The sequence below is a fragment of the Marinibacterium profundimaris genome (assembly GCF_002210095.1).
In the GTDB taxonomy this organism is placed as follows: Bacteria; Pseudomonadota; Alphaproteobacteria; order Rhodobacterales; family Rhodobacteraceae; genus Marinibacterium; species Marinibacterium profundimaris.
Genome location: NZ_AQQR01000009.1, coordinates 98,943 through 113,331 on the forward strand (window position 1 = coordinate 98,943; position 14,389 = coordinate 113,331).

The following is a 14,389-nucleotide window of genomic DNA, read 5'->3' on the forward strand; positions in this document are numbered from 1 at the left end:
ATGCGTATCATCGTTCTGTTCAACCTCCGCCCCGAGGTGAGTGCCGCCGATTACGAGGCATGGGCCAGGACCACGGATATTCCCGTGGTCAATGACCTGCCCTCTATCGAGGCGTTCAGCGTTCACAAGGCGACGGGGGTTCTGGGGTCGGATGCGACCCCGCCCTACGAATATGTAGAGATCGTGGATGTGGCCGACATGGACGGGTTCGGCCGGGACGTTTCGACCGAGACCATGAAAAAGATCGCGGCCGAGTTCCAGGCGCTGGCGGACAATCCGATCTTCGTGACCACCACCAGCCTGTGATCGAATTCCGGCGCGGTCCCCGAGGGCCGCGCCGGCAGAAGGCTCAGTTGGCGAAGCCCGGAAGCCAGAGAAAGACCGACGGGAACAGCAGAACCAGCAGCGCCACGGTGAACTGGATCAGCACAAGCGGCATCACCTCACCGACAATCTCACCCACCTTCAGGCCCGAGATACCGGACGCGACGAAAAGCAGGGTGCCCACCGGTGGCGTCAGCATGCCCACGATCAGCGTCAGGATGAAGACCAGCGCGAAATGCAGCGAGTCGATCCCGTAGCTTGCCGCGATGGGCGAAAAGATCGGCACCAGCATGACATAGGCGGCCGTCGATTCCATGAACATCCCAACCCCGATCAGCGTCACGAAGATCATCAGAAGGAAGATCTGGGGATCATCGGTGAGGGACTGAAGCAGCGCGCTCAGTTGGCGCGGCAGCATGTCGATCGAGAAGACGAAGGTCACGGTGGCGGCGGCGGCGATGATGATCGTCACGATGCCGGTGGTCATCCCCGCGCTCAGCAGGGCCGCCGGGAAGTCCGACAGCTTCAGCTCGCGCGTGTAGAACAGCCCGATGAGGCTGGCCATGACCACGGCGATGGCGCCGCCCTCGGTCGCGGTGAAGACGCCGCCGATGATCCCGCCGATGACCACGATCGGCACCAGCAGCACGGGCAGGGCGCGCAGCCCCTCGCGGCAGATGTTGGCCAGACGGATCGGCTCTCCGGTCAGCGGATAGCCACGCCAGTAGCAGGCCAGCCCGACGTAGATGGCCATGCCGCCGGCGATCAGGAAGGCCGGAAGCACCCCGCCGAGGAAAAGCTCGGGGATCGACACGCCGGGGCCGGCGATCGAGGCATAGACGATCATCGCCGTGCTGGGCGGCAGGATCGGCCCGAGGTTGCCGCAGGCGGCAATCAGGGCGGCGCCGAAGGGGCGGCTGTAGCGTTCGCTGAGCGGCTTCATCAGGGCCGAGCCCAGGGCCGCCGCATCGGCGACGGCCGTGCCCGACACCGAAGCCAGGCCAAGGCCCGAGGCGATGGTCACATGCCCCAGCCCGCCATGCACCCGCCCGACCAGCGTATTGGCCGCGCGGATGGCCAGGTTGACCATCCCGGCCCGCACCATGAGCTCCCCCGCGAGCATGAAGAACGGGATCGCCAGCAGCGGGAAGGAGTTGATGGCGAACATCATCTTGGAGGCGAGGATCTCGACCGGCAACCCGGAGATGGTGAAGCCGACAAGCCCGGACAGGCCGAAGGCGAAGGCCAGCGGGACGCCGAGCAGGCAGGCCGCGAAGAACACGATGGCAATGATCAGGCTCATGAATGCCCCTCGTCAAAATCCACGACACGCTCGGTCCGCACGCCGCGCCGGAATTCGGCGGCCAGGTGCAGCAGAGCATGCGCGGCCCCAATCGCCACGGGCACGAAGAACCATGACATCGAAAGAGGCATGCTGAGCATGGCCTCGGAGGTGCGCTGCCGGATGCAGACGATCGCGCTGACCAGCAGGACCGCCATGAAGACGGCCACCACGATCAGCACCGCCCGGTACACAAGCATGCGCGGTCCGGGCGGCAGCTTCTGTTCCAGCCCGGTGATGGCAACGTGCATGCCCCGGCCAATGGCCAGGGGCATGACGAGGAAGGTCGTCCAGATGAACATCAGCCGGCTCAGCTCGTTCACCATCATGATCGAACGGTGAAAGCCGTAGCGTGCCACCACGTCTGCCGCGACGGACAGGACGATGATGGCAACGCAGACCGTGATCAGGACCTGGAGGACCCGGTCAATAGCGTTGATTGCAGGCGCCATGGATCATTGCGCTGCCTTGACGGCTTCAACGAAGGCGGTCACGCGGTCCGCTCCCAGCGTCTCGCCGATCAGCTCATAGACCGGCTGGGTCGCTGTCTGGAAGGCGGCGCGCTGCTCGGGCGTCAGCTCGGTGATTTCCATCCCGGCGGCACGCAGCGCTTCGAGGTTCTCGGCGTCCTCGGTGGCGGCAAGGCGGCGCTGTTCCAGCGTGGCCAGGCGCCCGGCCTCGCGGATCGCTTCCTGGTCCTCGGGCGAGAAGCTGTCCATCATCCGCTTGCTCACGGCAAAGACCAGGATGTCGAAGAAATGGCCGCTGTCGGTCAGGTATTTCTGGTTCGCGTCATAAAGCTGGAAGGTGTTGATCACCGAATAGGGGTTCTCCTGCCCGTCGATCACGCCCTGGCGCAGCGCCGCGAATGTTTCCGACCAGTCGATGGCGATGGGGCTCACGCCCAGCTCTTCGAAGGTGGCGATATGCACCGGATTCTTCTGCAGACGGATCTTGAGCCCGGCCAGGTCCTCGGGCGTCTCGATCGGTCGGACCGAGTTGGTCAGGTTGCGGAAACCCAGCTCCATGAAGCCGAGAACCTCGAGCCCCTTGTCGAGAAACTGTGCCTTCAGCTCATCGCCGAAGGGGCCGTCGAGCACGGCAAAGGCCTTTTCGCGGCTCTCGAAAACAAAGGGCAGGTTGGTCACGCCAAGATCAGGCACCTGCGCGTTGAAGAAGGCGGAGGAGACATAGACACCGAAGTTGATCCCGCTCTGCGCCTGGTTGATCATCTCGGTCGCCTGGCCAAGTTCGCTGTTCGCGAAAATCTCGACCGTGTGATCGGTGTTGGCCTCGACCTCGTCCTTGAAGACGCTTGCCAGCGCGCGCGAGCTTGAATGCGGGTCACCGAAGCCCGAGGCGAGCCGCAGCTCGTCCGCCTGGGCGGCCAGCGTGGTCGTGCCCAGCAGGGCAATCGTTGCCGCCAGTCTTCCAAATCGGGTCCATGTGGTCATGAGAGTTTCCTTTCAGGTGATTTGTGACTACGTACGCATGTCTACATGCGGGCCTGTCAATGTCTGCGCGTGTAAATCCACGCAAAGGGCGTATCTGGTGCCCAAACTAGATAAATTTAGTTGAACTATGCGGCGGTGAGGCCGGTTGGCGGCATGCACGCCTTGTCCGAAAACCTGCATGCATGCCTATTCACTTTGTTGGCGCCTAGCTTGCTACCAGCAGACGCGCGATCTCGGAGACATCGTCAAGATCGTGCAGTCGGTCGACCGTCTCGATCAGGGTTTCGCCCGCAGCCTCCGACATGCCGTCCGCGCGCGCCCAGCAGCGGCGGAATTTGGCGAGGTTCTCTTCGGCTGACAACGGATTGGTGTAGTGGCCATAGACCGACTCCACGACGACCTCGTGCACCGCGCCCGATTTCAGCGCGACCCGAATGGTCTGCGGCGCCATGGCGCTGTGGCTGGGGTTGTCGTTCTGGATGACCGTGACATTGCGCGCGATCTCATGGGTCAGCGGGTGGGTGAGCATCTCGGCCCCGAGAAACTGTTCGACGTCGACCTGCCCATGGACAAGATACGAGCCGGCGACGAAACCCAGGCAAAGTTTCGCGTAGTTCGGCGCCGGATCGGGAATGATCGGCCGGCCGACCAGCCGCTTGACCAGCTGTGGCACCCAGCAGGTGATTTCGGCCACGTCCTCGGCGGTGAACCCATGCTCGCCCTGAAGTCGCATCAGCCCGTCGACCACGCCGTGGGTCAGCCGGCCGGAGGGGAAGGGCTTGTGTGACATGCGCTCGATCTGGAACGCCTCGTCCAGCTCGTTCAGCCCGTGGCGGATATCCAGCCCGCCGCGTTCGAACAGGGTAAAGAACCCGTATTGCCCGGTGAAAATGTCGGATGGCCCGAGGATCCCGTGCCTTGCGAAATCGCACGACGCGATTGCAGCGCGGGCGTTGAAACCGACCTGCATGCCCAGCAGCGGCGAGCCCTCCACGTGCGGTTGCAGCGTACCGCAGGCCTGGCCGTATTGGTTGCCCATGGTGCGGATCAGCGTGTCGGTGTCGAAGCCTTCCAGCTTGGCCAGCGCCGCCGCAGCACCCATGCCCCCTGCGGTTGCCGGACGGAAGAAGCTGATCGGGCCGGTTGCCGACTTGCCCAGGAACAGCGAGATGTCGACCCCCAGGACGACCGCCGTGATGAAATCCTTCCCGGTGACGGGATTGCCCGCCGCGGCCCGCCGCTCGGCATAGGCCATCACCGCCGAGAGGATCGTCGCGAAGGGGTGCAGAACGGCCTCCTCGCTGACGCAGTCGTATTCCAGGCTGTGGATCTGGTAGCCGTTGACGAAGGCGGCGGCGAGGGCGGGCAGTTTCTGGCCGCTGACCCAGACCGTGGCATCGTCGCCGTGCCCCCAGCTTTGGGCGACCTTGATGATCTGGTCCAGCTTGTAGCCGTTGCACCCCGCGACCCCGACGCCGAACGTGTCGAGAAGGAAGGTCTTGGCCTTGGACACCGAAAGGTCCGGAAGATCATCGAAGCCAGTTTCGACGACCCGCTCGGCCAGCCAGGGGAGGGGGTTTTGTTCGCGTGTCACGTTCGTGCCGTCCTTATTCGTGCGTCCGACCGGGCGCGAGGCCGCGTGCAGCTGCGCGCGGTCGGATTCGGATATCTTGAATTCGTTGCATCCCTATGCATCGTGAAGTTCAGGCGATCTTGAACGCAAAGTCAACTTGCCTGACATCATATAATAATAGAAAACTTTGGGTGCTGAAACTTGCGACACGTACAGGTTTCGGATGTCATGTGAATTCGCATTCATTACGAATTCAGCTTGGAGGTGCTTGCTGTGGCCGCTTTCTTCTTGTCGACCCCGGGCGCTTTGGAATGCACGTGAGGGCAGATTTCCGACCCCGCCCGGCACGGATCGTTTCAGGTTTATTCGCGACAGAGCGACTGCATGCCTGAGGGAAAAATGGTCGTTTCCGGCAAATGGGCCTCTGCCGGTGTCCTGACCCGGCCTTGCGTGGCTTGCAAAATTTTCGGTGATACGTGAAATAAATTCGTGCAAAAACATGCCAACGACCCAGAGATGCGGGATCCTGGATGAAGAAAGTGACCGCCAAGGATGTTGCCGACGCCTGCGGGTTTTCCACCGCGGCCGTCTCGCGCGCCTTCCGGAAAGGCAGCCCGATCTCGGACGCGATGCGCGAGACGATTCTGCGCACGTCGCGCGAGATGGGCTATGTCTCTCCGTCGGCCCGTTCGGTCGCCGCGATGACAACCGGGACGATCACGCTTGTCACCGGCAGCCTGGAAAATCCCTTCTACCCGTTGGTCGCCTCTGCCTTGTCGCAAGAAATCCAGGCCAGGGGGCGCCGCATGATCCTGCATGCCGCACCGCCGGGCAGCGATGTGGACAGCCTTCTGGGACAGGTGCTGGACCTGAAGTCGGACGCCACCATCGTGACGTCCAGCCTGATGTCCTCGCGCATTGCCAAGGCCTGTCGGGACCACGCCATGCCCGTGGTGCTGTTCAACCGCGTGCAGCCTGACCTTGGGATGACGGCGGTCACCTGCGACAATTATGGCGGCGGGCGGTTGGTTGCGCAGCGGTTCGCCGCAACCGGGCGCACCCGGATCGCGATGATCGGAGGCCGCGCCGACACGTCGACCCAGCTTGAACGCGCGCGCGGCTTTCGCGATGCGCTTGAAGAAGCGGGGCTGGACCTGCGCCATCATGTGACCGGCAGTTACCGCTATGCCCCCGCATTCGAGGCGATGTCGGAGCTTCTTGCCGTTCCCGGAGATATTGATGCGGTCTTCTGCGTTAACGACATCATGGCGCTTGCGGCTGTTGATGCGGCGCGCGCAAGGGGGGTTCGCATTCCCGATGACGTGGCGGTGATCGGCTTTGACGATATCCCCATGGCGGCCTGGCCCTCCTATGATCTGACGACCGTGCGCCAGCCGCTGAACCGCATGGTCAACGAGACGCTCGACCTGATCGACACGCTGCTCCGCGACAAGGGCAGCAAGGGCGCCATCCGGATCATGCCGGTGCGCCTGATCGAACGCGGCTCAGCGTGAAGAAATTTCAGTCAGCCCGGCAGATCTTGCATCCGGACGCCGCGCCTCCTTACAGCTTGGCAAACCAGTCATCGGAGGAAATTTCATGACCGTTACCTACCTGAAGTCCGGCAAGCCCGCCGGCGAACGCTCCGAGGACGACGCGAAGGTCCGTGCCACTGTCGACGCGACGCTGCGGGATATCGAAACCCGTGGCGATGCCGCCGTCCGCGATCTGTCCGAACGGTTCGACAATTACTCGCCGCCCGCTTTCCGGCTCAGCGCCTCCGAGATCGAGGCGATCATGTCGCGTGTCAGCGAACGGGACATGCAAGACATCGTCTTCGCTCAGGAGCAGGTCCGCAATTTCGCGCAGGCGCAACGCGACTCGATGCTGGACATCGAGGTCGAAACCCTTCCCGGGGTCGTGCTGGGCCACAAGAACATTCCCGTCCAGTCGGTCGGGTGTTACGTGCCGGGCGGGAAATTCCCCATGGTCGCCTCGGCGCACATGTCGGTTGCCACCGCCTCGGTCGCCGGTGTGCCGCGCATCGTCGCCGCCACCCCGCCGTTCAAGGGCGAGCCGAACCCTGCCGTGATCGCAGCGATGCACCTGGGCGGCGCGCATGAGATTTACGTTCTGGGCGGCATCCAGGCCGTCGGCGCCATGGCCATCGGCACGGAAACCATCGATCCGGTGGACATGCTGGTCGGCCCGGGCAACGCCTTCGTGGCCGAGGCCAAGCGCCAGCTGTATGGCCGTGTCGGCATCGACCTGTTCGCCGGCCCGACCGAGACCATGGTCATCGCCGACGACACCGTCGATGCGGAACTCTGCGCGACCGACCTGCTCGGGCAGGCCGAGCATGGTTACAATTCTCCCGCGGTTCTGCTGACCAACAGCCGGAAGCTGGCCGAGGACACGCTGGCCGAGATCGACCGGCTGCTGGCCATCCTGCCGACTGCCGACACCGCAAGCGTAAGCTGGCGCGATTATGGCGAGGTGATCCTGTGCGATGACCACGACGAGATGCTGGCCGTGGCCAATGACATCGCCAGCGAACATGTGCAGGTCATGACCGACCGGGACGACTGGTACCTTGAGAACATGCACAGCTATGGCGCGCTGTTCCTGGGGCCCCGCACCAATGTCGCGAATGGCGACAAGGTGATCGGGACGAACCACACCCTGCCCACCAAGAAGGCCGGGCGTTACACCGGCGGGCTCTGGGTCGGAAAGTTCCTGAAAACGCACAGCTATCAGCGTGTGACCACCGACGAGGCCGCAGCACAGATCGGGGCCTATGGATCCCGCCTGTGCATGCTTGAAGGTTTCGTGGGCCATGCCGAACAATGCAACGTCCGGGTGCGCCGCTATGGCAAGCGCAACATCCCCTACGGCGCGGCGGCGGAATGATCGGCGCGCCCGACTTCCGGCTTGACGGCAAACGCGCCCTGGTCACGGGTGCGGGGCGCGGCATCGGCCGCGCCATCGCCGAAGCCTATGCGGCCTCCGGGGCAGAGGTGACCCTGCTGGCACGGACCGGCGCCGAGATCGAAGAGGTCGCGGCGGATCTTCGCGCCGCGGGGTTCAGCGCCAGCGCCATCGCTGCCGACATCACCGATGTCGCGGGGTTCGAGGCGCTGGTGTCGGACCAGCCGGCCTTCGATATCCTGGTCAACAATGCCGGCACCAACCGTCCCAAACCACTGAGCGACGTCACCGAAGACGATTACGACGCGGTCATGGGGCTGAACCTGCGCTCGACGGTCTTCGCGACCAGGGCCGTCACCGCGCGGATGATCTCGGAGGGTAAGGCCGGGTCGGTCATCAACATGTCCTCTCAGATGGGTCATGTCGGCGCGGCCAACCGCACGCTTTACTGCGCGTCCAAATGGGCGCTTGAAGGCTTTACCAAGGCCCTGTCGGTGGAGCTTGGCCCGCATCGCATTCGCGTCAACACGATCTGCCCGACCTTCGTCGAGACCCCGCTGACGAAACCGTTCTTCGAGGACGAGAGCTTTCGCGCCTCGGTCCTGAACAAGATCAAGCTGGGGCGGATCGGCCAGGTCGAGGATATCACCGGCGCGGCGGTCTACCTGGCCTCGGATGCCTCGTCGCTGATGACCGGCAGCGCCGTCATGCTGGATGGCGGCTGGACCGCCGACTGACACGGCAGGCTGGCCCGACAAGGACAAGGGTCCCGTCGGGCCGGCCGTGCCACCCGATGGCCGGGCATGGCAAGGTCAGGACACCATCTGCGTCAACCGCGCCAGTGTCTCGGGGCGCAGGTCGACCCCGGTGCCGCCCGGGGGGCGTGACCGGGCCATCGTTTCCGCGACGCTGACGGCGGTGGCGAAGGGATTGACCACCGCGCGCGTGCATTCCCGCGCGACATCCGCCGCGATCGGAGACATACAGGTACAGCCGAGGATAAGGTACTCCGCCCCGTCCTCGGCCTCGGCATGCCGGCACGAGGCAACGATGCGGGCAAAGGTGTCGGGATCTCCGGATTGCATCCGGGATATGAAGGCGTCTGGACGGGTGTCGGCCTGCAGGATGTCCTCTTCCATCACGTTTCGGATGCTGGCCAGGTTCGCGGCGACGCCGTGCAGGCGCACGTTGTTTTCATGGATGAAGTTGGTCGATCCCGGCCAGACCGTCACGATCGAGAACCGCGTGCCAAGCAGCCTGCCGAAGGTCAGCGCGGCTTCGCCCGCGCCGATGACGGGAATGTCGAGCGTCTCGCGCAGGACAGCCACCGCGTAATCGGCCGTGCTCACGCAGACGATCGCGTCGCAGCCGTCCCGCGCGGCGCGCAGCCCGGCTTCCAGGTAATTGACCTGCTGCATGGCCAGTTCCACCGGCGTATGCGCGAAGATCGCGGCGGTCACGGGGTACATCTCAAGCTGTGTATCCGGGTGAACCACCGCCGCCAGTTCGGGCGGGACATGACCGGGCCGGTCCGCGGCGGTGCCGAGCAGTCCGATTTTCATGAGGCCAGACCTTCGTCAGGGGCGCAGGCAAGGTCGAGCAGCCGCACGCCGCCGCGCCTGGACAGCCGATGGGCGACGAAGGCGGCATGCAGCCGCGCGATATCCATCCCGGCGACACGATCCTCCGCCCTGGCGGCGCAGAGCTCCTCCTGCCGGATCTCGTACCACAGCGCCATGAGATCGGCGCCGTCCCAGCGTTCCGGAAGGGGCGGATCCTCGGGCGTCCATCCATGCGCGGGCACAGGGACGGGCACCGGAGCAGGCTCTGCGGTCAGGCGCGGAAGCCGCGCGGCCAGCGCCCCGGTCAGCCGCGCCGCCTGACCAAGCCCGAGAAGGCCGGCCTCCGGCAGGCCCAGATGATCGAGCAGCGCGGCGATTGCGGCGGAGGTCGCGCCCAGCGGATCGCTGTCGCCTGACGCCTCGGTCAGGCCGCAGCCGGGCAGTTCGGGAACCAGCACGGGCCGGTGCACGGCCTGACGCCGCGCCACGTCCGCCGCGGTCAGGCCGGAGCCGGGGAGCGGGTGCAGCAGAACGAGCGGCTGACCCTTGGCGCCGCGATCGTGGAACCGGAAGAACTGGTTGCCGGGCGCGACCTGAAGCGCGCCGTCGCGCCGGATTTCGGCGGGCGGCGGGGCAGGGGTCCGCGCCGCGCCGGGCAGGCTCTGCATAAGGTCGGCCACGCGGTCGAGCCAGTCGGACTGTGCCGCGGGGCAGGAGGCGATGCTGTCGCCCGGCCGCGCCGGCGGCAGCCGGTCGAGGTGCCCGTGCAGCAGGTCCGAGGTCCGCGCGAAGACATGGCAGGGCACGGTCAGCGCCGCGTAGACCTCGGCGGCGCTAAACCGGAAAGACGCGGCATAGGCGGTGGCGTAATGCGGCCCGGCCCGCAGGAAATCGTCGAACACCGCGCGGTGCTTGTCCAGCGGCGTGGGGGCGGGCAGGGCTGCCGCCTGACCGCGCAGGTACCAGGGGAAGAACCCGTACTGATCGCGCACCCGGGACCAGAGCCGCGCCACGTGCGAGCCATCCCACGCAGGCTCGAACGGCACGAGATACGAGGTCTCGTAATCCTCGCGCTCGCGAGGGGTGAACACCGGATAGCCGTCAAGAACGAGCCCCGACACAAGGTCCGGCCGCCTTTGGCCAAGTGCCGCGGCGATGGTGGAGCCGGTATGGGTGCCGTAGACCCGCAGGCCGGTGAGCCCGAGCAGATCGAACGCCGCGGCAATGGCATCGGCGAAATCGTCGATCTCGGGGAAGCGCAGGGGCAGCGGGTCCGAAAGACCATAGCCGGGCGTGTCGATGGCGAAGACCGTGAAGCTTCGTGCCAGGTGCGATGCAAGCGGATCGAGCACATGGGTGCTGCGCGGGGATTCATGCAGCAGCACCACCGGTGGACCTTCACCGTAGCGTCTGTAATGGAGGCATTGGCCGCCCGGGCTGACGATATGGCTTTGGGAACTGGGGTGATGCATGCCGGTGCCTCCCGCTGTTGGCCCGACCATGAAAGGCGCCACCTTGCCATGGGTAAAGCGATGATTGCTGACCTGTGACTTAGGAAATCTAAGGTCGGGTCCCGGCAGCGGCCACATGGGGCACCGGGCAAGGTACCTCGCCTTAGAAAAGCTAACTCATTGCCAAGATTTCGTCTGTTGAGCGGTCGGGTCCTGCCCGCCACGCTTCATGGAAACGCAATCCGGAGGACGGAACTTGGTCCAGGCGATCGACATCATCTGCAATCTTTTCACCCCCACCGAAGTTGAGAACGACCAGACCGGGCTGGACGACACCTTCAAGGCCCAGGTCCGCATGGCCAGGGCCGACTGGGGCGGCGTCGAGATGGACGACTACATCCGGCGCATGGACGAGGCAGGAATCGAACGCTCTTTCCTGGCCGCTGTGCGCTGTGGCGACATGAACATCAAGGGCTCTTACGAGATCTCTTACGAAAGGGTGGCCGAGGTCTGTGCGAAATACCCCGACCGCTTCAGCGGTCTGGCGGGGCTTGACCCGACGCGGGGCATGCAGGGGCTGCGCGATCTGGACATGGCCGTGAAGGACTATGGCTTCATCGGGGCGCATTTCTATCCGCACTGGTTCGGCCTCGCCCCGGATCACGCCAAGTGGTACCCCTATTACGCCAAGTGCTGCGAGCTCGACATCCCGGTGATGCTGCAGGTCGGGCACAACCTGGTCTATTCGCGCGAGCGGCGCCTGCCGTCGGTCGGACGGCCCATCGCGCTGGACCAGGTCGCCATCGATTTCCCGGATCTCGCGATCATCGGCATCCATATCGGCGTGCCCTGGACCGACGAGATGATCTCGATGGCGTGGAAACATGCCAATATCTACATCGGCGTCGACGCCTATGCGCCCAAGCACTGGCCACCGCAGATCGTGCATTACCTCAACACCTATGGCCGCGGGAAGGTGCTGTTCGGCACCGACTGGCCGGTGATCGACCCGATCCGGGGCGTGTCCGAGATCGCGGCGATGGGCCTCCGGCCCGAGTCGCACGAGGCGCTGATGCGGGATACGGCCGTGTCGCTCTTCAAGCTGGATGCCGGCTGACCATGCCCTACGAAGACCCCTTCATGACATCGGACCAGGCCGAGATCCTGCGCTCGATCGACCGCTGCATGGCGCGTCACCTCCCGCCCGAGGCGGTGCGGAAGCACGACATGGAGCACAGCTTTCCCGAGGGGCTTCTCAAGGCCTTCGGCGAGCTCGGGATCCTCGGCCTGCCATTCCCGGAAGACCACGGCGGGCTGGCGCAGGACTGGACCACCGTGTCGCTGGTGCAGGAGCGGCTGGGCTATCACGCGGCGATCGCCGCGGCGCTGTATTCGATCACGGTGGATTTCGGCGGCATGACCCTGATGACCGCCGGGACCGGGGCGCAGAAAGAGAGGCTGCTGCCGGGGCTGGTGGCGGGCGATCTGCAATTCGCGCTGGCCCTGACCGAACCGCAGGCGGGAACCGATGCGGCGGCGCTGACGACGAAGGCCACGCGCACCGAAACCGGCTGGCGCGTCAGCGGGCGCAAGATCTGGATCAGCCTGGCCGACACCGCCGATTATCTTGTCACGCCCTGCCGGACCGAACCGGGCAGCACCGGCAAGCGCGGCATCACCATGCTGATGATCCCGCGCCAAAGCGACGGGATCGCGATGACCGTGATCCCGAAGCTGGGGACCCACGCGATGGTCTCCTACGAGGTGACCTTCGATGACGTCGAGGTGGGGCAAGAGGCTTTGATCGGCACCGAGGGCGATGGCTTTCGCGTGCTGATGTCAACCCTGCAGTACAGCCGGGCCGGCCAGGCGGCCAATGCTCTGGGTCAGGCGCAGGCCGCAATCGACCTGGGACGATCCCACGCGATCGAGCGGCGGCAGTTCGGCCAGAGGCTGGCCGATTTCCAGGTGCTGCGGCACCGGCTCGTCGACATGCAGATGCGGGTCGATCAGGCGCGGCTGACGCTCTATGACCTGGCGCGGCGGATCTCGGAAGGGCATCCCTGCCGCAAGGAATCCGCGACGACAAAGGTCCTCGCCTCCGAGGCGCTGCAATACGTGACGCATCACGGCATGCAGATCATGGCCAGCGCGGGCTATGCGGCGGAAAGCGACATGAACCGATACTGGCGGGACGGACGGCTGCTGAGCTTCGGCGAAGGCGCCAACGAAATGCTGCGCGACCTGATCGCGCGAGAGATGGACCTATGATTTCCCAGAACCTGGCAGACTACATCGAACAGAACGCCCGCCGGCGCGGAGATCGCGTCGCGTTGCGCGACCAGGACGGCGAGATGCGCTATGCCGCGCTCGGCCCGGCCATGATCAGCACCGCCGGCTGGCTGCAGCATCATGGTGTCGCGCGCGGACAGGTCGTGGGCATCGCGATGCGGGATGGTATCGACTACGTCGTGGCGATGCTCGCCATCATCCGGGCGGGCGCCATTCTTCTGCCGATGGATCCGCGCTGGACCTCGACCGAAAAGGAAAACGTCGCGCGCGCCTTCTCGGCCGCCTTCGTCGTGACCGACGCGCCCGAAACCTGCCAGATCACGGCCACGCATGTGCTGACCTTCGATCCCGCAGCGATGACGGCGGCGCATCCGTTCACGCCCCCGGCGAATTTCTCGGCCGACGAGCCGTTGCTGATGTCGCTCTCGTCCGGCACCACTGGCATGCCCAAGGGCCCGCGGATCACCCACCGGCAGATGATGCTGCGGCATTACTCGGAATGGGTGTCTCTCGGATTCCATCAGGACGACGTGAACCTTTGCGCGACGCCGCTCTATTTCGGCGGTGGGCGCGGGTTCACCCTGTCCTACCTCATGGGCGGTGCCACGGTCGTCTTCTGTCCGCCGCCCTACCGGCCCGAGATGGTCGCCGAGCTGATCCGCACCCAGGGCGTGACCTCGTCCTTCCTGGTGCCGACGCTGCTGCGCCGCATCCGGGAGGCGCCGGAGGAGATCCGCGAGGCGGTCCAGTCGTTGCGCCTGCTGATCTGCTCGGGCTCGGCGCTGCATCCGGACGAACGGGCCGACCTGCTGGAGAACGTCAACGGCACGATCGTGAACTTCTACGCCTCGACCGAAGGCGGTGGGGTGTCGATCCTCTATCCCGGCGAACTCGGCGAGGTGGCGCGGTCGGTGGGTCGGCCGATCCTCGGCTCTGAACTGTCGATCACCGACAACGACGGCCAGCCGCTCGGGGCCGGCGAAATCGGCCATATCCGTCAGCGGGCGCCCTGGCATCCGGACGGCTTCTACCGCAATCCCGAGGAAACGGCCCGCTATTTCCAGGACGGCTGGTACTTGCCCGGCGATCTCGGGTATCTCGATGAACAGGGGTACCTGTTCATCACCGGCCGGTCGAAGGACATGATCATCCGCGGCGGCGTGAACATCTATCCCAACGAGATCGAGGCGACGCTGATCGCCCATCCCCATGTGAGCGATGCGGCCGTCGTCGGTGTGCCCTCGGCGCAATTCGGCGAAGAGGTCGCGGCCTTTGTCGTACCGGCGGTGACCGGGCTGGACCTGGCCGCGCTGGCCGATCACTGCCGCGCGGGTCTGGCCGCCTACAAGGTGCCGACCCGCTTCGAGGTTCTGGACGAGTTGCCGCGCAATTCCGGCGGAAAGGTCATCAAACCGGACCTGGTCCGGCGCCTTCAGGAGGTCCCCGAACCGGGGGCCTGAGGG

The 14,389-nt window shown here is 65.2% G+C and carries 13 protein-coding genes; 7 read left to right on the forward strand and 6 right to left on the reverse strand.

The features are described from left to right. Positions 1-306 (forward strand): REDY-like protein HapK, encoded by a 306-nt coding sequence (locus ATO3_RS18760; RefSeq protein WP_088651434.1) that lies wholly within the window; start codon positions 1-3, stop codon positions 304-306. A 43-nt stretch (positions 307-349) separates the two neighbouring features. On the opposite strand, the gene ATO3_RS18765 is transcribed toward ATO3_RS18760, so the two are convergent. From ATO3_RS18765 to ATO3_RS18780, 4 genes are all read right to left on the reverse strand, one after another. After that, complete coding sequence (locus ATO3_RS18765) at positions 350-1,627, reverse strand: TRAP transporter large permease (protein ID WP_088651435.1); 1,278 nt, start codon at positions 1,625-1,627, stop codon at positions 350-352. Continuing rightward, positions 1,624-2,118: a TRAP transporter small permease gene (locus tag ATO3_RS18770; RefSeq protein ID WP_088651436.1), complete on the reverse strand. Its 495-nt coding sequence runs from the start codon at positions 2,116-2,118 to the stop codon at positions 1,624-1,626. The genes ATO3_RS18765 and ATO3_RS18770 overlap by 4 nt, the downstream gene beginning before the upstream one ends. Before the next feature lie 3 nt (positions 2,119-2,121). After that, the gene (locus ATO3_RS18775) at positions 2,122-3,120 is read right to left on the reverse strand and encodes a TRAP transporter substrate-binding protein (protein WP_088651437.1); all 999 of its coding nucleotides are present in this window, start codon (positions 3,118-3,120) and stop codon (positions 2,122-2,124) included. A 205-nt stretch (positions 3,121-3,325) separates the two neighbouring features. Beyond that, positions 3,326-4,714, reverse strand: coding sequence for an MmgE/PrpD family protein (locus tag ATO3_RS18780; RefSeq protein ID WP_158218009.1), 1,389 nt, complete (start codon positions 4,712-4,714; stop codon positions 3,326-3,328). Between the two features lie 509 nt (positions 4,715-5,223). Here ATO3_RS18780 and ATO3_RS18785 point away from each other — a divergent pair. The 3 genes from ATO3_RS18785 to ATO3_RS18795 all read left to right on the forward strand — a co-directional run bounded on the left by ATO3_RS18785 (position 5,224) and on the right by ATO3_RS18795 (position 8,358). Continuing rightward, complete coding sequence (locus ATO3_RS18785; protein WP_088651439.1) at positions 5,224-6,207, forward strand: LacI family DNA-binding transcriptional regulator; 984 nt, start codon at positions 5,224-5,226, stop codon at positions 6,205-6,207. An 85-nt stretch (positions 6,208-6,292) separates the two neighbouring features. Then, positions 6,293-7,603, forward strand: a complete 1,311-nt coding sequence (gene hisD, locus ATO3_RS18790; RefSeq protein ID WP_088651440.1) for a histidinol dehydrogenase — start codon at positions 6,293-6,295, stop codon at positions 7,601-7,603. Next, a complete protein-coding gene (locus tag ATO3_RS18795; RefSeq protein WP_088651441.1) occupies positions 7,600-8,358 on the forward strand; it encodes an SDR family NAD(P)-dependent oxidoreductase in 759 nt (252 codons plus the stop codon). The genes hisD and ATO3_RS18795 overlap by 4 nt, the downstream gene beginning before the upstream one ends. 75 nt (positions 8,359-8,433) lie before the next feature. Here the strand turns inward: ATO3_RS18795 and ATO3_RS18800 are convergent, their stop codons facing one another. Both ATO3_RS18800 and ATO3_RS18805 read right to left on the reverse strand, forming a co-directional pair. After that, complete coding sequence (locus ATO3_RS18800) at positions 8,434-9,183, reverse strand: aspartate/glutamate racemase family protein (RefSeq protein ID WP_088651442.1); 750 nt, start codon at positions 9,181-9,183, stop codon at positions 8,434-8,436. Further along, positions 9,180-10,655 carry an alpha/beta fold hydrolase gene (locus ATO3_RS18805; protein WP_158218010.1) on the reverse strand — a complete coding sequence of 492 codons (1,476 nt, stop codon included), beginning with the start codon at positions 10,653-10,655 and terminating at the stop codon, positions 9,180-9,182. Before ATO3_RS18805 ends, ATO3_RS18800 begins: the two co-directional genes overlap by 4 nt. A 235-nt stretch (positions 10,656-10,890) precedes the next feature. On the opposite strand from ATO3_RS18805, the gene ATO3_RS18810 reads away from it, so the two are divergent. Genes ATO3_RS18810 through ATO3_RS18820 form a run of 3 tightly spaced genes read left to right on the forward strand, consistent with a single transcriptional unit; the run spans position 10,891 to position 14,386 of the window. Continuing rightward, a complete protein-coding gene (locus tag ATO3_RS18810) occupies positions 10,891-11,751 on the forward strand; it encodes an amidohydrolase family protein (RefSeq protein ID WP_158218011.1) in 861 nt (286 codons plus the stop codon). A gap of 2 nt (positions 11,752-11,753) precedes the next feature. Then, positions 11,754-12,905, forward strand: coding sequence for an acyl-CoA dehydrogenase family protein (locus tag ATO3_RS18815; RefSeq protein ID WP_088651445.1), 1,152 nt, complete (start codon positions 11,754-11,756; stop codon positions 12,903-12,905). Beyond that, on the forward strand, positions 12,902-14,386 hold the full coding sequence (locus ATO3_RS18820) for a class I adenylate-forming enzyme family protein (RefSeq protein WP_088651446.1): 1,485 nt from the start codon (positions 12,902-12,904) through the stop codon (positions 14,384-14,386). The genes ATO3_RS18815 and ATO3_RS18820 overlap by 4 nt, the downstream gene beginning before the upstream one ends. Positions 14,387-14,389: the final 3 nt, after the last annotated feature.